This window comes from Bifidobacterium sp. ESL0690, assembly GCF_029392315.1.
Taxonomy (GTDB): domain Bacteria; phylum Actinomycetota; class Actinomycetes; order Actinomycetales; family Bifidobacteriaceae; genus Bifidobacterium.
Genome location: NZ_CP113939.1, coordinates 2,537,582 through 2,557,819, shown reverse-complemented (window position 1 = coordinate 2,557,819; position 20,238 = coordinate 2,537,582). Strand labels below are relative to the sequence as shown.

General features: G+C 56.5%; 10 protein-coding genes and 1 pseudogene. 5 read left to right on the top strand and 6 right to left on the bottom strand.

Going from position 1 to position 20,238, the window contains the following annotated elements:
• Positions 1 to 722 precede the first annotated feature (722 nt).
• The 6 genes and pseudogenes from OZX62_RS09810 to OZX62_RS09785 all read right to left on the bottom strand — a co-directional run.
• Positions 723 to 1,667 (bottom strand): annotated as a pseudogene (locus OZX62_RS09810) (Stp1/IreP family PP2C-type Ser/Thr phosphatase); the annotation flags it as partial.
• Between the two features lie 253 nt (positions 1,668 to 1,920).
• Positions 1,921 to 2,484 carry an FHA domain-containing protein gene (locus OZX62_RS09805; protein ID WP_277175994.1) on the bottom strand — a complete coding sequence of 188 codons (564 nt, stop codon included), beginning with the start codon at positions 2,482 to 2,484 and terminating at the stop codon, positions 1,921 to 1,923.
• A 25-nt stretch (positions 2,485 to 2,509) separates the two neighbouring features.
• Positions 2,510 to 3,211 (bottom strand): DUF3662 and FHA domain-containing protein, encoded by a 702-nt coding sequence (locus OZX62_RS09800; RefSeq protein WP_277158403.1) that lies wholly within the window; start codon positions 3,209 to 3,211, stop codon positions 2,510 to 2,512.
• A 242-nt stretch (positions 3,212 to 3,453) separates the two neighbouring features.
• Positions 3,454 to 4,833 (bottom strand): AAA family ATPase, encoded by a 1,380-nt coding sequence (locus tag OZX62_RS09795; protein ID WP_277175993.1) that lies wholly within the window; start codon positions 4,831 to 4,833, stop codon positions 3,454 to 3,456.
• Between the two features lie 409 nt (positions 4,834 to 5,242).
• Complete coding sequence (locus OZX62_RS09790; protein ID WP_277175992.1) at positions 5,243 to 7,639, bottom strand: zinc-ribbon domain-containing protein; 2,397 nt, start codon at positions 7,637 to 7,639, stop codon at positions 5,243 to 5,245.
• Between the two features lie 98 nt (positions 7,640 to 7,737).
• Positions 7,738 to 10,113, bottom strand: a complete 2,376-nt coding sequence (locus tag OZX62_RS09785; protein ID WP_277175991.1) for a PASTA domain-containing protein — start codon at positions 10,111 to 10,113, stop codon at positions 7,738 to 7,740.
• Positions 10,114 to 10,302: 189 nt separating this feature from the next.
• Here OZX62_RS09785 and OZX62_RS09780 point away from each other — a divergent pair, with 189 nt between their 5' ends.
• The 5 genes from OZX62_RS09780 to OZX62_RS09760 all read left to right on the top strand — a co-directional run bounded on the left by OZX62_RS09780 (position 10,303) and on the right by OZX62_RS09760 (position 20,146).
• Positions 10,303 to 13,359, top strand: a complete 3,057-nt coding sequence (locus OZX62_RS09780) for a prolyl oligopeptidase family serine peptidase (protein ID WP_277175990.1) — start codon at positions 10,303 to 10,305, stop codon at positions 13,357 to 13,359.
• A 364-nt stretch (positions 13,360 to 13,723) separates the two neighbouring features.
• The gene (locus OZX62_RS09775; RefSeq protein ID WP_277175989.1) at positions 13,724 to 16,513 is read left to right on the top strand and encodes an InlB B-repeat-containing protein; all 2,790 of its coding nucleotides are present in this window, start codon (positions 13,724 to 13,726) and stop codon (positions 16,511 to 16,513) included.
• A gap of 173 nt (positions 16,514 to 16,686) precedes the next feature.
• Entirely contained in the window at positions 16,687 to 17,940 is a 1,254-nt protein-coding gene (locus OZX62_RS09770) for an alpha/beta hydrolase (RefSeq protein ID WP_277175987.1), read from the top strand.
• Between the two features lie 200 nt (positions 17,941 to 18,140).
• Positions 18,141 to 19,352 carry an aminotransferase class I/II-fold pyridoxal phosphate-dependent enzyme gene (locus tag OZX62_RS09765; protein WP_277175986.1) on the top strand — a complete coding sequence of 404 codons (1,212 nt, stop codon included), beginning with the start codon at positions 18,141 to 18,143 and terminating at the stop codon, positions 19,350 to 19,352.
• 350 nt (positions 19,353 to 19,702) lie between these two features.
• The gene (locus tag OZX62_RS09760) at positions 19,703 to 20,146 is read left to right on the top strand and encodes a DUF3995 domain-containing protein (RefSeq protein WP_277175985.1); all 444 of its coding nucleotides are present in this window, start codon (positions 19,703 to 19,705) and stop codon (positions 20,144 to 20,146) included.
• Positions 20,147 to 20,238 lie beyond the last annotated feature (92 nt).

The window sequence follows — 20,238 nt, the reverse complement described above, 5'->3', positions numbered from 1 at the left end:
TCCGCTTCCTCGAACGAGTCCACGGTGATGCCTTGGTCCAGCTCGTCGTTCCAGGACTGTGGCAGCTGCGAAGTCTCGATGTCGGTGGATTCGACTTTGTGTGAAAGGGCGTAACCGAAGAGATTGGTGTTGACGCCTTGGTAAATGGCCACGGACCCGTCGCTGGTACCAATGTAATACTTCGACTGGCTCCAACGATACGCTCCGAATCCGACGCCGAACAAAGCGCCCAGCGCGATTACGAAGGCGACGATAACTGCTATACGACCACGATTGTGCTTGCGGTGCTCTTCCTTGCGACGGCGCTGGTGCTCGCGGCGGATGGCCCGGGCCACTTCGGGGTCGTTGGGATCGGCGGAAACGCGGCCGTTCTTCTTCTTGACCACCGGAATCTCGCCGGTGTCCATATTGGCGTTGCTGTCGTTTTCATCGCGCACGGCTGAGGGCTGGGCGACATGGACGATATTGCCGGCATTGCTATTTGCATCATTTTCGGCGGCCGAATCGGTTTGCGCGGCATCGTCGACATGCTTGCTCTTGCGATGGCGGCTTTTCTGGCCGGACTGGTCGGACGGGTCGTCTGCGACGGAAGCTAAATCGCCGATGCTGTCCGCTGTATAGGTGTCGTCTGAAATCGCGTTATCGGTGCTCGGAGGGTATTGGCTCTCGGCGTTCGCAGCGCCTTCAGCGTTGCCCTCATTTTCGCCGTAATCGCTGTGGGTCAAGGCTGCGGCACGTTGCGCGGGCGATTGCTTGCCCAAGCGCAGAACGGGCGAGGAAGCGACCGGTTCCTTGATGATGTCGGCGATGGCCTCGAGATTCGAGCTCGCCGCGCCGCCGATCAGCGGGGTCTGATGGGGCAGGTCGAAGGAATCGGCGTCGAGCGCAAGCGTGGCGTCGGCGATAACCGCCGTGACGTTGTCGGTGCTGCCGGCCTTGAGCGCCATCGCGACCAGCTGCTGGGCACATTCCTCTTCGTCGGAAACCGTGGCGAGCATCTGCTCAAGCGTGTCATCTTCCAGCACGCCGCAAAGGCCGTCGGAGCACAGCAGCCAGCGGTCGGTCGGTTTTGCTTGGAATACCGCGATATCAGGGTGCGGGTCGATGTCGAAATCACCTAGCACGCGCATCACGACATTACGCTGGGGATGGTTGCGGGCTTCCGCTTCTGTAATACGTCCCGTATCGATCAGATGCTGAACATAACTGTGATCTTGGGTCATGCGGCGAATTTTGCCGTCGCGCAGCAGGTAAGCGCGCGAATCGCCGATATGGGTGATGACCCAGTGGCCCGAAACGAGGGCGACGGCCGTCACCGTGGTGCCCATGCCCGCCAAACCGCGCTCGCGCTTGGCTTTGCCGACGATGGCGTCGTGCGCGGCCATCACGCTGGTTTCCATCATCGAGGCGATGGAGGCCACGTCGCTTTTGGCGTCGCTCTGCTCGATATGCGCCAGCGAGCGGATGGCGATGGTGGAGGCTGTGTCGCCGCCCGCGTGGCCGCCCATGCCGTCGCAGATGGCGATGAGGCGCTCGCCGGCGAACGACGAATCCTGATTGTTCTGGCGTACGGTGCCCACATCGGAAACCGTTGTGGAATAAAGGAAAAGCTGGTTATTGTCCGCTTTGTCGGGATGTGCCGTGGCGGCCGATGTGATTTGAGCCATTTGCCCCGTATTTCCTGGAGCGATGGCAATGCGTTGCGTATTCGGCGTGCTTGCGATGTTTCTGGTGTTTTTGCCGCTTCCGTTTGGTGACGTCACGGGAATCGAAGGTGGCATCGCAGAATCGGAATTATCCCCTTGTGTTGAAGGATATTGAGCTGAAAGATGCTCGGCTGAAGGACGCTGTTCTGAAGGATACGGCTGCGCGGAATGGTCTGCGGAATTTGAAATATCTGAGGTATCTGGCATATGGCGGTCACCTCAATTCGAACGTCGTGGCGCCGATACGCACGGGAACGCGCGCGGGCAGGACTACGGGCGAGGTGATACGGCGGTGATTGACGATGGTACCGTTCGTGCTGCCAAGGTCTTCGATGGCCCACGAACCGGAGGCCGGGTCGGCGTAAACGCGTGCGTGCTGGGAAGAGACGAATTCGTCGTCCAAGACCACGGTATTCGAGCTGGAACGGCCGAGCGTGATGGTGCCGTTGCTCAACGGGACGGAGGAACCGGCAAGCGGCCCGTCGATAATTGTCAGAAGCGTCGGTTTGGTGTTGATATTGACTCCGCCGGCGCTGCCCATCTGCATGCCGGGGTTTCCGCGATGCGAGAGGGCCACGGGCGCATTGGCTGCGGCCGGCATCGGGCTGGATTCGGCGGCCTTGCGCGCGCGGCGGGCACTCTTGCGGTGCGACCACGATTTGTGCGGGCTCAGCGTGTCGACGTCGCGTTTGAGCGAACGGACCGCAAGCCATACGAAAACCCAGAGCAGGGCGAGAAAGCCATACTTGAGAATCGCAAAGGTAAGTTCGGTGATCATAAAGGATGTACCTGGCGTCTGGCCGTTATTCCTGATCCTGCGGTGAAGCCCAATAGAGGATGCGGGTATGGCCGATGGTGATGGTGTTGCCGTCGAGCAAAGTCGCGGCCGGCACTTGGTGCCCTTCCACGTAGGTTCCGTTGGTGGAGCCCAAATCGCGGGCGATGGTGCCGTTCGGAGTGATGTCGATTTCAAGGTGGTTGCGAGAGATGCCGGGATCGTCGATGACAATGTCGCAGCCTGAGCCGCGGCCGACGATGGTCTTCTCTTTGGTCAGAAGGTATTGGTTGCCGTTGATTTCGAGCATCGGGCTGTCTTCGGACTGGTTCTCGGTGGTCACCGGGACGGCGTTGCCCTGCACGGATTCGCTGGTGAGTTTGAAGTTGCCCTTGCTCAGGTCCAGGTCTTCTTCGAAAATCACGACGACAGGGCCGACGAAAGCATAATGCTGGCTTTTGGCGTACTGCGTGAGGTTGTCTGCAAGCTCGTTGGCAAGCGTCTCGCTGCCCCACTGCTCGATGCGGTCGAAATCAGGCGTGCTCAGCTTGAAACGGTATTCGTTCGGGGCGACGGTGCGGTCGCGGCCGACCGGCATGGCCTCGTTGTCGATTTCGCGTTCGAGTGCGCTGGAGAGGTCGACCGGCTGAAGGTCTTTCGAGCCGAATTTCGAGAATACGCCGTTCACGGCTCCCTCAACGCTTTTCTCAAAACGATCAAAAACGCTCATCGTAGCCCCTTTCTTATCAGGCACCATCTTACGCGAGGCCGCAAACGAGTTGCGATTTTCGCCTTAATCCGTGCAATTTCTTCATTGTGGGGGATTGCTTCCTTGTTCCTGTCACTCTGCCCGCTGCCCCGTTGGCACCGGCTCGTTCCCTTCATAAATGAGCCACAGCCACTGGACCTTGGCAAGTGGCTCATTTATGACGCTTTAGGAGGGTTTTATTTCTGTGCGCTGGCAGCTGACAGCTATAGCAGGCCGGCCATGTAGAGCGGAAGACGCACCACATCATCTTTTACGCTGAGAGGCTTGGGGTGCAAGATGTAACGTGTGCCGACTTCGTGGCCAAATTTAGCCTTGAATTTGTTGAGCGAGACCGTGGAATACCGTTTTCCCGATTTCACCTCAATGGGGCTTACTCGCGCTTTCATGGCGGCGTTCTTGTAGGGCTCGACGATGAGGAAATCGATTTCCATGCGGTTTTCTGCGTACTTGCGGTCGTTGCGGGAGTAGAAGAACAGGCGGTGACCGGAGGTTCGCAGCAACTGGGCGACGACGTTTTCGACGATCATGCCTTCGTTCAGCCCGACATTGCCGAGCAGCACATCGCGGTATACGTCGCTGTCGGTGGTGTCAGAATCAGCGAGGGCGAGCGAGACGAGCAGCCCGGTGTCGGCCATGTAACATTTCACCGTCGAATGGTCCTCGCTGATTTTGAGGCCTACGCCGGGGTCGGTCGAGTTGAAGCAGTCGTTGGTGACGAAGGCGTCGGAAAGCCAGAAGAAGGCATCGTCGTAGTCGCGTTTGCGTGCGTCGGCGCCGAGTGAGGTGATGTTGAAGCGTTTCTCCTTTTTGGAGAGCTGGCTGACGAGGTTGTCGAAGATCCGTGTAACCCGCAGCTGGCTTGTGCCACCGTGTTTGGCGATGTCTTCACGGTAGAGCTTGAGGATGAGACGTTTGGTCCGGTCGACTGCGCCGAAGTCGTGCGTTCGGGCGTAGGCTGTGACGGCCTGGGGCATGCCGCCGACCAGCATGTATTCGCGGAAGAGACGGGTGGCCTTGCGGTGCAGCGCATCGGGCAGCGGGGTGAGTTTGGCGAACGAGGTATGGATGGCGTCGGCAAGGGGTCGCTCGCCGAGCGCCCAGAGAAACTCGTCGAAATCCATCGGATCGAGGCGCATGGATTCCTCTTCGGAGGGGATGAGGATGTCGTGCACGTTCTCGCGGATGGATACCAGCGAGCCGGTTTCGACATAGTCGTAGCGTCCATCGGCCACGAGCTGTTTGATTGCTTCGCGCGCTTTGGGGTAAAGCTGTACTTCATCGAAGATGATTAGGCTGTCGCGTTCGTGCAACTTGACCCCGTAGAATGCGGAGAGGTAGAGGAAGAAGGTGTCCAGATCGTTGCGCAGGTCGCGGAAGTAGCCGAGGACATCGTCTGGTGCAGTCGAGAAATCAACCAGCAGGCAGGAGGAGTAGTGCTGTCTGCCGAACTCGGTGGCGAGCGTGCTTTTTCCCACGCGCCTCGCGCCTTCGATGAGCATGGCCGTGCCGCCGTTCGACTCGGTTTTCCACCGTTTCAGTCGGTCGATGGCTTTGCGCTCAAAAACTGAAGTTTTCTGCATCATATTCTCTGTCGCTGTTTTCTGTTGCAATTACTGTATTTTTCACGGAATCAAGGGTATCGATACAGTCAATTATACACGAAATCAAGAGTATCGAAGTCTCTCAAAATACACGTAATCAAGGGTATGAAATTTCCGCACTGGTAAAAGCGGATTGAAATTCTAAACGAAAGAGGCCATTACGCAAAAATGAGAGGCAGAAAATAAATAAGCCAGGTGGTCAAAGTTCTATGTCTAGCAGCACCTATTCCTGAACTTTAGCAGGGTCTACTCCATAGATTTAGCATGGTCTACTCCCGAACTTTAGCAAGGTCTACTCCATAGATTTAACGGTACCTACTCCTGAACTTTCGTATTTCTATCTCAGAGATATCAAGACAATGCCTGTATCTGCTCGTCGGTATTTCGATATTTATTCCTGCAAATAGTAGACGGAACTGTCGGTGGGTGCCGGGTTCATGTGGTAACCAAGCGGGTAGAGGTATGGCTGGGTTGTCGAAGCCGGCTTGCTTCTGGCGAGGGCGTCCTGTGTATTGTAAGCGTCCCATAATGGCGAATGAACGTCGTCTTGCCTGGTATACCAAGTTGAGGTGTCGGCGTTTTTGAAAACGTAGATCATGTCGGTCGGCCAGATGATGTCGCTTAAAGGTATGTGATCCTTGCAGGCCGCGCCGGTTGCTGTGCCGCAGGAGTATTCGCTATCGGAACCGAGCAAGTTCAAATATTGCGATGCCGGATCGACGTTATGGGCTGTGTCGGCCCACATCTCGCCTTTTGCTCCAAGGTGTAGCTGACTGGATGCATGCTGTTTCCCACCGGTCAGCATTCCGGTTTTGCTTAGGTCGATGCAGTCGTTGCTGATGGTGCAATATTTGCCGGCTATCAGCGAGAAATCGCCCTTTTCGACGGCTGTGGTGATCTGGTCCGGAGTTGCGTTCTTGGCGGTGGGCTTCGGATCGGCCTTGCTGCCGTCCTTCGAGATGGTGAACTCGGGCAGGGAGGCCCAATCCAACTGCGGGTCGTCGATCAGATAGTAAGCGGTTTCGTCGCTCGGAGCGGGCTTGGTGGGAACGGGTTTGCTGCCCTTGCTGTCTTTGTCACCGTTTTCCGGAACGAATGGATTGAGGGTTTTGAGGCTCGGCACATCGACTTTGGTGGTCTTGTAAAGGCTTTTGTCACGGCGGATGAAGAACGGGCGTGAGGTGTCGACGGCTTTCTGTTTCTTTGCTTTATCGACGTAGGCTTTGTCGAAGTAACCGGAATCGACCACGCCTTTGACGTCCGAACCGACAGGGAAGTAGACGTAGTGAGTACGCATTTCGTAGGACGCGCCGGACATCTTCGGGTCTTGGTCGGAGGAATTTCGCTTGGTCAGCTTGCCGTTGACGCAAATGTCCATAGCGTCCCAGCGGCCGATCGAACTGGTGCCGCAGGTTATCTGGCTGATCCTCGAGTCCATCAGCTCGAAAGCCCCATAATCTTGATAATAGAGCTCGTTACGTTGGCCGTAATCATCTTTGTACGCACGCGATGCACAGCCGGGGTCGCCTCCGGTGTGACAGAAGAGCAGTTCGTGACCGAGCCCGGTGGCGTCCGCGGAGCTGTTGTCGGAGTCCTCGGAACTTTTCACTTGGCTTGTGGTGGCGAACCAAGGGAGGTCGTTTTCGGAGCTGGAGCTGGAGGAAGGCGGATTGACTTTCTCGTCCAGATTGATGCATTGACCGGACTTGGTGCAATACGTTCCTCCTACAGGGGCGGCCGGCGCGTAGACAGAATAATCGTCTTTATCGCCTTGCACCGCCTTGTCCATCCCGCTGGCGTCGATGCCGTAGAAGAGGATGAGGTCGCCTCCGGCAACCTGACTGCCGGGCTTGGGCTGGGAATCTACGATTTTGCCGAGCATCTTCTTGGAAGAGAAGCGTGGGGCCATCCAGACCTGGAAGCCCTTATCTGTGTACTGCTGTTCCGCCTCGCCCTTATCCGTGCCGATGACGTCATAGCCGATGCCATCCACTCCAGTTTCGGCCACACCCACATTGATGCCTTGCTTCGGGTCGGTGACAGCGTTGCCTTCGGCCGGTGAAGTGGCGACGACGGTGCCTTCCTTGATCTTGCCGTTGGCCGAGACGGCGACTTTGCGATAATGCACGGGAACGTCCATGGATTTGAGGTCATCGGTCACGTTTTGCACAGGTTTGCCGCTGGTGCCCTCAGGTACGCCGGGGCCGCTCGAGGCGATGATGGTGATGGGCTGGCTGCTGGTGCTGTAACGTTTGCTCGACTCGATGCCGCTGTATTTGAGGAAGCTGCCTCGGGGTTTCGCCGAGAACGTCTGCTTGGTGACGGTTTTGAAACCGCGCTTGTGCAGGGATTTTTCAACATCCGATGCACTGAATTCGTCCGTTTTATCGGATTTGATAATCCCGAGATCGGAGGGCGTGGGAACGGTTTTGCCGCCCCAGAGCTGGGCTTTGTAGGTGCAGAAGCCGACGACCGAGGCGACGAGCGCAACGACGACGATGGCGGCGATCGCGATAATCAGGATTTTCTTCGTGCGGGTCTGCGTCGCTGTAGGCGCTGCTGTCGTTGCAGTTCCAGCGGCAGAGCTTGAAGGAGCGAAAGCCGGGGCAGAAGGGGCAGACGCAGCGTTTTGTCCCGAGCTGCCTGGTGTCGAACTGTTTGGCATTGGTATCGAGGAATCGGTGCCTGAAGATTGCTTCGTCGTGGCTGTAGGCGCCGGCGCCCCGCAACTTGTACAAAATTGTGCGTCATCGTCCATTCGTTTGCCGCAGCTGTTGCAGAATTTCATACTTGCTCCATATACGATTTGATCTATTTGTATGATACGACCAAATTGTCTTGCGAAACTCGGGGAAAGTCATGGCTTACAAGTTTCGCGCCTGATGGTCATTCTTTAAGGTAATAAACGTCGTTTGGGTGGGGTGGCTCCGTCGACGTTGTGCTGTGGCTGTTCATGATAGTTATATATGGCTTGTCGGTAGGGGCTTGGGTCGGGTCGTCGGCGCCTTCGACGTATAGGAATCCGGGATTCTTGATTGACTGATCGTTCTCTTTGTACCAGGCCGAGGTGTCCGCGCCTTTGAAAACGTAGAGAAGCTTGGTTGGAGTCGTTGTCATCTGATTCATCATCACATTCGAGCATTGGTCCAATCCGACGCCGCCATCACAGGTATATTCGCTGTCCGGTCCCTTCAGGATGAAGAAAGGTTTATCCGGCGAATAAGTGGTATCCGGGGATCCGTTGCTGCCATTGCTCAGCGAAAGGTGGCTGCCTTCGTGCGCGATCATGTCGTATTGCTTATTGACTCCGGTCAGAACGCCTTCCTTGCTCAACTGCATGCATTCGCCGCTGTTCAGGCAATAGCTGCCGGCGATTGGTGTAAAATCGCCTTTCGCCAGTGCTGTCAAAATCTGATCTGGTGTGGCGTCTTTGGCCGCAGGTTGAGTGGCTTTGCCGTTATCGTCGCCTTTCGCTGTGCTTTTGCCGCTGTTGTCCCCGCCGATGACATACTCCGGCAACGAACCCCAGTCAAGCTGAGGGTCCTCGACCAGATAATACGCGGTCTCGTCGCTGGGCGCGGGCTTGACTGGCTCCATTGGTTTCTTGCCGACTGAGCCGAATGGTTCAAATGGATTGCGGGTCTCTAATGAGGTAAAGTCCAAACTGGTCTTGTCATATAGCGTCTTATCGCGGCTGATAAAGAACGGGCGTGAAGTGTCGACGGCCTTCTGCTTTGCAGATTTGGCGACCTCGTCTTTGTCGAAGTATCCTGAATCGGTGACTTTCTGGACATTAGCGCCTACAGGGAAGTATGTATATAACGGTCCCATTTCATAGCGGGCGCCGGAAAGATTGTCGCTGGAAACGCCTGGCTGGCCGGCTTGATCCAAATAGACATGCTTGCCCCCGATGCAGAAGCCAGTGCCGTCCAGCATTAGATCATTGCCGCAAGTGAATCCAAATGCGGAATCGTAAGGCGTTAATTCGAATGCGCCGGAATTCTTCGTATATAACGCGTATGGGTCGGTTTCGGGACTACAAAACGCCTGCTGCATGGATCCGCAGAACACCAATTGATGGTGAAAATCGTATGTTCCATTCGCAGAACGCGGTGTTTCCGGGGCTTCTGAGCTGAAAATTCGTGGCTGCTCGTTGCCTGTGGTATCCGTGCCATTCGTCAAATCGATGCATTTGCCGGATTCATTGCAATATTTGCCTTCCACTGGTGCGGCGGCGCCCACCAAATCGTCGCTGGAAAATGACTGCGACGATTTATCGTTTGCAAATACATTTTTGCTGCTTACCGCGTCTTTGAAGCCGCTGGCATCGATGCCGTAGTAGAGGGTGAGGTTGCCGCCGTTGGCTTCGCTGCCAGGCTTCGGGTCCGAATCGACGATTTTGCCGATTCGTGCCTTTGATGAGAATCGGGGCTTCAATGTGACATTGAAGCCGGCGCTCGCATACTGCTGCTGGGCTTGTCCTTTGTCTTGGCCCACGACGTCGTAACCTACGCCTTTGCCTTGTTCGGCAACTCCGATGTTGATGCCGGTTTTGGTGTCGGAGACGGCTTGACCGTCGGCGGGGTGGGAGGCGATGACGGTGTCGGCCGGGGTCTTCTGGTCGGTGACTACTATTTTGTAATAATGGACGGGGACGCCCATGCTGGCGATGGATTTCTGGATTTTGCGCACGGACTGGCCGCGGGTTCCTTGCGGTACTCCGGGGCCGTTTGAAGCGAAGACGGTGATTGGGTTGCCGGTGCTGTAGCGTTTGTTCGCCTGAATGTTGTGATATCCGACGAAACTGCCTTTGGGCTTTGCCGAGAAAGTTTGCTTGATAGTCGTCTTGAAGCCGCGTTTGTGTAATGAAGCCTCGACGTCGGCGGCGGTGAATTCGTGGGTCTTGCTGGACTTGGCGATGCCGAGATCGGCCGGGTTTGGCACGGTTTTGCCGCCCCAGAGCTGGGCTTTGTATGTGCCGAAGCCCGCCCCTACCGCCACCAGCGCGACCGCGACGATGGCTGCGATGATAATGATGAGACGCTTTGTAGCGTTTGCCTTGACGGCTGTGGTTGCAACTGGGCCTGCTGGAGTAGAGACTGTGTTTGCTGGAGTAGGGACTGTGCCTGCCGAGGTAGGGGTTGGGGGATTGCTCTGAGATTCGCCTTGGGGCAGAGGGACGGACGGCGCGGGTGCTCCGCATTTGGTACAGAATTTCTGATCGTCATCGAGCTTATGCCCGCATTTGTTGCAGAACTTCATCGTTTTCTCTTCTTCGTCTTCTCGCCCAAACAACTCTGTTACATATATATGGTACGACTCCCCATGCCAAACTGTCGTAAGGCGACTTATCGCCTTGCGCAAACCCATGATTGCCCAAAGAAGCTGGATTTCAGGCAGTTACTTTTAGCAACTACCGGTGAGTGCGACTCTTTTCCCTATACTGGGAACATGACTTTAGACAAGACTGAAAATGGCGACGATTTGGATTCGCAGGCGAGGGCGATTTCGGAGTTTCCCGGGCGGAAGGCGCGGACGCTGCGGTTTACTGGTGGGGCGCCGCGGGCCGCACAGGTGATTGGCGACGGGTCTCGGGCGCTGTTTCTGCGCTCGGACGGGGCGGAGGACTTGGTTACTTCGCTTTGGATGAGCGTTATCGATTCAGACCAAGTCGGTAAGGGCGACGTTGAGAATACGCTGAATGTTCAGAAGCGCGAGGCTAAAGGTCCGCATCGCGAGGTGCTGTTGGCGGATCCGCGCGAGCTCCTTGCCGATGCCGACAACGAGGATGTGCCGGCGGAGGAGAAGGCGCGACGTGAACGTGCCCGCGAAGGTGGGCAGGGTATCGTTTCGTATTCCGTGGATTCGGCTGGGCATCGTGTGGTCTTTACGATTAACGGTCAGCTGTTCGTCAGCGAGATTGACGAAGATGGCGGCGGAGCCCGCACGCGACAGATTGCGATTGGTAGTCAAAAGAGCGAACGGATTGATGAGCACGTTGCGGCTCGAAAGAATTCTCTAAATAATGCGGAATTCGATATCAAAAATGACGGTGGCGATGAAGGTGATGAGGATAGCCATGAATCGCGAGATATGAACGATTCCTCGTCCGGCAGCAAGTGGCTGCCGGTGCTGAACCCGCGGATTTCGCCTGATGGAAGGCATATCGTTTATACTACGGGCACGCGGCTGGTGATGGTGGATATCGCCGATTGGGGCGATAGCGGATTCGATGACGCGGCTCTAAACCAAGACGCAAATGAATCTGATTTCGCGGCTGGCAATGATGCTGACGGTGGCACCGCTGCAACTCGGCGTTCGCATAAGCATGCACGTCCACATACCTGTGCGGCCGAGGCGCAAGGGGCTTGGGAAGCGGGAGATGTCAATGGTACCAACGCTTCCGGCGACAGGTTCAGCACGGTGTGGAGCGTGGGCAATGACCCGAGCGGCACACTGAAAATCGGGTTGGCCGAATTTGTCGCTGGCGAGGAAATGGACCGTTACGACGGTTTCTGGTGGGCTCCGGATTCGCGCGGTCTGCTCTTCGAGATGTATGACAGTTCGCCCGAGCCGATGTGGTATATCAGTGATCCGGCCAATCCAAGCAAGCCCGCGACCGGTCGCCGCTACGCACGTGCGCTCACCAAGAACGCCATCGTGCGGCTGATGCTGGCGCACCTTGAATTCGACGAACCCAAGCGCGGCAATGCCGATGCCACTGGGCTGGGTGGAGGTCAATATGCTGCAGGTGTTAGCGACGTCGATAATGGCAATGAGGGGAACGACGTTAATGATGAAAGCTTCGAAGTAGAGGATATCGGGGGAGACCGAGATGACACGGCCAACAGTGTTACGCATTATGTTGGTTGCGATGTGCAGAACGTTTCGTGGGACCGCGAAGGTTACGAATACGTGGCGGCGGTGAGTTGGAAGGCTGGTCGCGAGCCGCTGGTGCTGGTGCAGAACCGGCGGCAGACGCGCGACCAGGTGCTGGAAGTTCAGCCTGATGGGCGCACCTGTGTTGTGGAAGAGCACGCCAACGACCAGTGGATTGACTTGGTTCTCGGCACCCCGGCCTTCACGCCGGACGGCCGTTTGGTCTGCGCCCTGAATGATATGGATACCGACACCAACCGGCTGACCGTTGACGGCAAGCCGTTTACGCCGATTGATTGGCAGGTGCGCACGGTGCTCGACGTCAGCGATGAGAACGTGCTTGCGGTGGTGCAGCGTACGCCGCATGAAGTTGCGAGCGGGGTAGACGAAGACGCATTCGCTTCATCGGATGACGTTAAGGCGGCGAAGCTGGAGGCTGCTATCAATGTTATCGAAGTGGCGACGGCAGTCGCGCCCGAATCTGTGCCGGTATCAAATAACATGGATTCCGATGTGAGCCGTAGCGCTATGGAGATAGTTTCGGAACGCGGCTCGCTTCCGGCTGTTCCTGCGGCTTGGCGAGGCGACGAAGGATTGCATGATGCTCGAAGCTACGATGTGGTTACCATTGATTTCGACGGTAATGTTACGCCGGTTACCGCTAATCCTGGTGTGTGGACGGCCAGCCGGGCGGGTAATGGCATCGTCATCTCCGGCCACGATATGGCTTATTCCGGCGCGGTGATGGTGCACGCGTTGGCCAATAAATCCGATAATGAACGTACTGACAACGTACTGACGAACGACTCCGGCTACGTTACGGAAGTTGCTATTACCAGCTACGCCGAAACTCCCGGATTCACGCCGAATACCGAGTTTGTGTGGCTGGGGGAGCGCCGCATGTTTACTGCCATTACCCGCCCGAGCGCTTCGAGTAAGTTCGCCGGGGCGGCCAAGCTGCCGGTGTTGCTGAAGCCTTACGGTGGCCCCGGCTTCCAACAGGTCACCTTCTCGCAGGCCGGTTACGCCGAATCGCAGTGGTGGGCCGATCAGGGCTTCATCGTGGTCACAGCGGATGGTCGCGGCACCACCGGCCGCGGGCCGAAATGGGACCGCGAGATTTTCGAGAACATGAAGGACGTGACGCTGGCCGACCAGATTGAAGCGCTACGCGCGCTGCCGCAGATCGCGCCGGACGCTGACCTCGACCACGTGGCGATGATCGGCTGGTCGTACGGTGGGTTCCTTTCGGCGCTCGCGGTTCTTGACGCCCCAGATGCCATCCATGCAGCCTGCGCCGGTGCGCCGCCTACGGAATGGACGCTCTACGATACGCATTATACCGAGCGTTACCTGGGTCTCGATCCGGCGGTCTACGAGCGCAACTCCATCGTCGCCGACGCCCCAAAGCTCAGGCGCCCACTGATGCTCATCCACGGTTTCGCGGACGATAATGTCACCATTGCGAACTCTCTGCGACTTTCGCAGGCGCTGATGGAGGCCGGCTGCCCCCACACCTACCTGCCGCTTACGGGCATCACCCATATGACCAACGATCCAAAGGTCGCCGAAAACCTGCTTATCTTCCAGCGCGACTTCCTCTATGACGCGCTTTCGGATCAGGTCTGAGTTTCTGGGCCGACATTTGTCGTTTGGCGAGATGGTTTTGGCGAAGTGTTCTCTGGAACCTTGTTTTTAGCTTCTTTTGTCTGGAATATTGGAGAATGTAACGGCAGAATGTCGGCATTCTGTTGGTCATAATAAACATAAATTAATAGTAATTATCGTAATTTGATTTGCTTGGCAAAGCATAATAGTCTAAAAGAAAGAGAATTAATCTTTTTTAATGGGGGAAGTCTTGCCAAGTTTGAAAAATAGGTCAAAGCGGCCTGAACATAAGGGAAAAACAAATAGAAAGATATCCGCGAGGAGAGTGCTCTCTTCGTTGGTTGCTTTGCTGACGGGGACAGCGATGTTGCTATCTGGCGGTGGTATGGCTATCGCCGGCGAGCGCCAATCGCAACAAGCCTCCACAGGTCAGCACCAATCACAAGCGTCTGCGAGTCGTGGCAAGGCCACGGCTCAGCCGGTGCCGCTGATGCCCCGTGTCGATCCAAGCGCCACCTCTGCTGGCCATACTCCCGCTCCAGCACCGCAGGGCGGCGGCATCGAGCCCCGTTCCGGATGCATAGTCGGGTCGACTACCATCTCGGCTTGCTTCCCGGACCCGTTGCTGGCCCAGCTCGTCGCGTCCAAGAATTCAACGACGGTCGGGGCCGTGCTTACTCCGGCGATGGTCACCAATACCACGTCCTTGCAGGCCATCGGCTCGGATAAGATGACCAGTACCGCGCCCCGGATCACCGACCTTACCGGTTTGGAAGTGCTCACCAATCTCAACTCTCTGGTATTGCATAATCAGAGCATCACTGACGTGACACCGCTGGCCAATCTCAACAATCTCACCAAGATCGACTTGGCTCACGACAGAAGCGTTGCCAGTCTGCCTAGTATCTCAAGCATCGCTTCTCTTTCCTCGCTTCCCAACGTGAACACAATCCTGATGGATTACAACAGGGTCAGTGATTTGTCGCCGATCAGCAGCTGGCATTCTCTTCAGGTCATCGGAATGAACGGCAATGGCATTTCGAGTGTAGGGTTTTTCAGCACATCAAGTTTCCCGGATCTTCAAGCGCTTTATGTTATGGACAACCAGATTAGCGACGTATCCGCGCTGTCGACGCTACGGACGAATCCCAATTTCCTCCACCTGGATCTCGGCGGCAACCGAATCACCAATCTATCGCCGCTAAGCGTTCTTACGCAGGTGAAGTTTTTGGATGTTCAGTTCAATCCGATCACTGATATCGTGGCGCTGGCACCGTTGACGAATCTTCTGTTCCTGAGCATACGAGCGGATCATCTGACCAATTTCTCGACCTTGTCGCTTTTCACTCACTTGACCGTTCTGGACATTGCCGATTGCGGTATATCGGATCTTACGCCGATATCGGGCTTGACTTCGATGCAGACGTTGTATGCCTGCGACAACAATATTTCCTCTCTCGCCCTGCTGTCGGGCATGACCCAACTTTATGAGCTGCATGCCGGCAACGAATGGTATGTCAACAGCGGCGGGAACACGTGCACGAACCTCAACCAGTTGCTGCCCTTCACGCATCTTGGGGTACTGCATATGGAGAATCTGCACACTCTTGCGGACCTCACGCCGTTGCAAAGCCTGCCGACCCTGACCGAGCTGTATCTGACGAATGACGGCCTCACCAACACCCAGCTCGGCAAACTCAGCGTGCTGAACAACCTGAACGTTCTCAAGGCCGACCACAATGCGCAAGTTTCCAATCTCACCCCGCTCAGCGGCTTGGTAAGACTCACGACGCTGAACCTCGACTACGACAACATTTCCGATATCTCGCCTCTGAGGCCCTTGACCGCCATGAATTCGCTTCATCTGGTCAACAACCACGTCGCCGATCTGACTCCGATGTCGGGTATGACAAATCTTTTGTCGAATGTGGAAACCAGCAACGTTGATATCAGCGGTCAGACCTGGCAGCTTGACGACGGGCATTCGCTCCATCATGTCAAAGTGCAGACCGGCAAATTGCCCGACGGCTCGTACGCTCCGCTCGACACCGCTGCGGGAGCGATGTCGCCGGCGAGCGGATATACATTCGATGCGCCGAGCGGCACGGTGACCTGGGCGAACATCCCCGCGTCGACGTCTTCCGTGAAGGCTGGGTTCTCCGCGCAATCGGTCGCCCTCGGCTCCGCGGCATTCCCTTACAGCGGTAAGGTGACCCGTGGCGTAGGCACGTTGACCGACCACGAGGTGACGTTCGACACGGACGGCGGTTCGGCCGTACCGTCCGAAAATCTGAGCGACGGCGACACGTTCAACGAGCCGCAGACCACGAAAGCGGGCTGGCGCGTCGACCATTGGATTGAGGTTCCCAGCGGCACCACCTATCCCTTTACCTCAGGTGTCTCGCCGGCTGTTCTGAGAGACTTGAATTTGAAGGTCATCTGGGCACGCAATATGCATAACGTCACCTACGATTCGCACGGGGTTGCATGGACTGACAGGCCCGCGTCTCCGGTTCCGGTCGCCTATGATTCGACTATCGCCAACGCGCCTTCGACGGCTGGTCTGGCCGTTCCTACAAACTATCAACTTTCGGGCTGGGAGTATCAGGTCGCCGGCGGCGCATGGGCTCCGTTCAAGTTCGGCCCCTCGGCTTCCGGCACGCACATGCCTGATGCCGATATCACCGTCCGACCGGTCTGGACGAGGGGTGCGCACCGGTTGACGTATAGCAACAACGGCGGAACTTGGCCGGGAATGCCCGCGCCGGGTACGGTGAACGAAGGCGATACGGTTGCACAGCCCGCTTCCGTTTCCGGCCTGGTGGCGCCGAGCCATGATCGACTCTCCGGCTGGGAATACTCGGTTGACGGCACGACTTGGCAGAGCTTCGAGTTCGCAGGTTCTGCGAACCCGACGGCGGTGCCGGGTTCTGACTTCACCGTGCGCCCGAAGTGGGTGGCGCTGTCCTCGTCTGTGCCTCCTTCGTCTTCTGCATCTTCGTCGTCCGATCCGTCTTCATCGCCAGCACCGAACGCGGGCTCCAAGCCTGCTTCACAAACCTTGACGGAGACCGGCGTTGGCATTGAGCCAGTTGTGATTGCGATGATGACGGCGTTGGCGCTGTCGCTCGCGCTGGGGTTTGGCCTCGCGGTTTTTCGCCGACGCGAAGAATGATCTATTGATTCGCTAGTCATCTGACGGTCCGGCACGGAACCATATCGTTCCGATGCCGGGCCGTCTTGTTTGTGCCGGATACCTTTATAGCCCTTACCGGCCAATTAAATATGGTGTTTGGTGTAAGTGAAACCGATGCCAAACGTGCCAGCGTGTGCGGATAGACTGGCGGTATGCATATGCCGTTGATTGACGAGAACCATTATGCCGAGGTGATGCGCGATACCGTGCTGCCCGCGCTCGCTGGTTGCCGCGAGGAAGGCTGGATGTCGCCTGCTGGTGTGGCAGACGACCCGAGCGGGAAGACGGCTGGCGCGGCGGCTACCAGTGCAGATGCTTCTAACGATAGCGGTGCCACCCACGTCGGTATGGGCGACGCAGGAATCGGCATCAGCGGAACCGGCATCGACACCGGACCGGACGAGGAAGAAGAGCAGCGGATCATGCATAGCAAGCTCTTCGGCATCTCCTCGCTGGGAGCTCCACCGACGCTTGGCAAGTTGCATTACGTTTGCTTTGACGCGCACAAATTCGACGCCCTCAATATCGACGGTGCCAGCGCCAAGTTCCGCGGGGCCATCGTCTTCTCGTTCGGGTTCACGGAATTCGCCGCAAAGCACGCCGAAATGACATGGTATTTCCTGCTTGCCGGCTACTCCGTCTGCATTCTGGAACACCGCGGCCACGGCTATTCGGTGCGAGACGTCTCGAATCCCTCGCTGGTTTGGATTGACGATTGGCGGCGGTATGTCGCGGATCTCGCCAAATTCTCGCAGACCATCGGGCGGCAGTACGCGGGTGACCAGCCGATGCACCTCTATTCACATTCGATGGGTGGTGGCATTGCGGCGGCTGCGCTCGAAAGTTTTCCCATGCTTTTCAACCGGGCCGTACTTTCCTCGCCGATGATTGAGCCGGTCACTGGCATGCCGAATTCCATTGCCGGGCCGGTTACCGCGCTCGCCAGCACTGTCGGGCTTTCGCGACGCCGCGCCCCCGGACAGACCGAGTTCTCGCCGACCATGAAACTCAAAGGTTACGAAGGTGCCGAGCAATCGCGTGTGCAATGGTACTTTAGTCTACGCAAGAAAGATCCGCATTATCAAACCAACGCCGCCACGTTCGGCTGGGTCAACCAGGCGCTCAAGATGTCGCATGCGATTCTCTCGCGCGAGGCCTGTTCGCGTATCGAGACGCCGATTCTGCTTTTCCAGGCCGGCCGTGATACGTGGGTACGCAACTCCGCGCAGAACCGTTTTGTCGAGCGCGTCCGTGTGGAAAGCGGCGATGTGGTTTTGGAGCGCGTCGAGCCCGCTGTCCACGAAATTTTCAGCATGCCTAACGCCATCCTCGGCCCTTACGTCGACCGCATCATCGACTTCTACGGCGAATCCGTGGAAGACATGGTCGCCGAAGAAGAAGGATAGCGCGAAAGTTATGGGCGTAACAGCGCTCATGGCTGCAGCGGAGGCGTGATTTCGTTTGCTATAAGTCGAAACGTCATCGTGACATTTGGGCAATTGCCGGTTGTAAAGTGGGAATCATACGTAAGCGATTGACGTATGGCGCACAACGAAAATGCAAGGCCGCCATAAATCCATACGTTGCTTGTATAGAAGGAGAAGAAATGAAGTACGATTTCACGTCGATTATGGACCGGCACGGCAAGGATGCCATCGCCGTCGACGAGCTGGGCAAGGAGCCGGGGTTCGCGCCGGAGCCGCCGAAGGACGGGTTTGACATCATTCCGATGTGGGTGGCCGATATGAATTTTGCCACTGTCCCGACGATTCAGGACGCGATTATCGAGCGTGCGAAGCACCCTGCGTTCGGCTATTTCCGACCGACTGACGAATACTTCAATGCGATTATCGACTGGCAGAAGACGCGCAACGGCGTGACTAACTTGAAGCCGGAAGATATCGGTTACGAAAACGGCGTTTTGGGCGGGGTCGTCTCCACCGTAACCGCTTTCGCAGCCCCCGGAGATTCGGTTTTGCTGCATAGCCCGACTTACGTCGGTTTTACCAACGCTATCGAATCCAACGGCTATCATATCGTCCACTCGCCGCTCAAGCGCGACGAAAACGGCGTGTGGCGTATGGACTTCGAGGATATGGATAAGAAGCTCAAGGAAAACAATATTCACGTCGCCGTTTTCTGCAGCCCGCACAACCCTTGCGGCCGCGTCTGGGAGCGCTGGGAGATCGAAAAAGCGATGGAGGTCTATCGCGAAAATGATTGCGTGGTCATTTCTGATGAAATCTGGTCCGATATCATTCTTGGCGAGCACAAGCACATCCCGACCCAATCCGTGAGCGAGGATGCACGCAACCGTGTCGCCGCGATGTACGCGCCGAGCAAGACCTTCAACCTCGCCGGACTTGTGGGTTCGTACCATATCATCTACAACAAGTATCTGCGCGACCGCGTCACGTCGAAGGGCCTGAAGCCCGAGTACAACGCCATGAACGTTCTGTCGATGCACGCGCTGATCGGCGCCTACAAGCCCGAAGGCCATGAGTGGCTCGACGAGCTGCGGCAAGTGCTGACCGGCAACATCGATTACGTATGCGATTACTTCACCGAGCATTTCCCGGAGGTCACGTTCGGCCACCCCGAAGGCACCTACATGCTCTTCTTGGACTGCTCCGACTGGTGCAAGGCGCACAACATTACGCTCGACGAGCTCTTGAAGCGGGCGTGGAACGTCGGCGTCGCCGTGCAGGACGGCCGCCAGTTCAAGGCCCCGTGCGCCATCCGCATGAACGTCGCCCTCCCGCTTTCCCGCGTTCAGGAAGCGATGCAGCGCCTGAGCAAGTACGTTTTCGTTGATTGATCGTTTGAGGTGAATGGCTTTTGAATGCCTGAGAGCGTTCTGAACCGTTCATCCTGAACCAATTTTGCTGTGGATAATCCGCCAATCCCAGACTGGTTTTGGCGGATTATTTATGTGTTGTGTTCTGATGTGGAAAAGTTTGAATCGACTCGTGTTATTACAAAAGAATTATCGCAGTTGGTGAATGGGTGATTGCAAAAAACGATAAGTGTGGAATCCTTTAATCCCTGATAGCAGAAGGGTTTGCACGATTTTAAGTTATCGATGATTTTGCTGTATCTCATATGTTTTGGCAACTTCATCACAGAAAATGATAGAGCTGAATTTTCGATTCCGATAGCATGGAACGCATGGAATTGCTGAAACATATTCTCATTGTGCTCGATATCGTGATGAGCCTGGCCATCCTTTCGGTACACGCCTATTGGGCCTGCGGCGGGACGAAACTGACCGAATACGTGCTGCCGGCCTACAAGCACAATTACAAGCCGCATCTGATGCACGTCAAGGCGGGCGACCAGCCGCCGGCTTGGGCCGCGTGGGGAGTGGTTTTCTGCTTCGTCGTGCAGATTACACTGCTCGTTTGGGACTGGGTGAGTCCCAACATCATCGTGCGCATGCTGCTCGGTGTCGCGACGCTTGTGTTCTTCGTCCGTTTTATCGGTGAGACGAACGTCGTCGGCATCTTCAAGCGCGAACGCGACACGGTTTTCGCCTACTGGGATACACGGCTTTACACCCCGGTTTGCTTCGTTTTCGCGCTGAGCCTTGGCGCTCTGGTCTTTATTGGCTAGAAGCCTGGGTTTATAGAGAATAAAAGTCGGCTATATCGTTGGTCATATAGATATAAAAGAACGCGTTGAAAGCAACGTTTTGGAAATTTCAA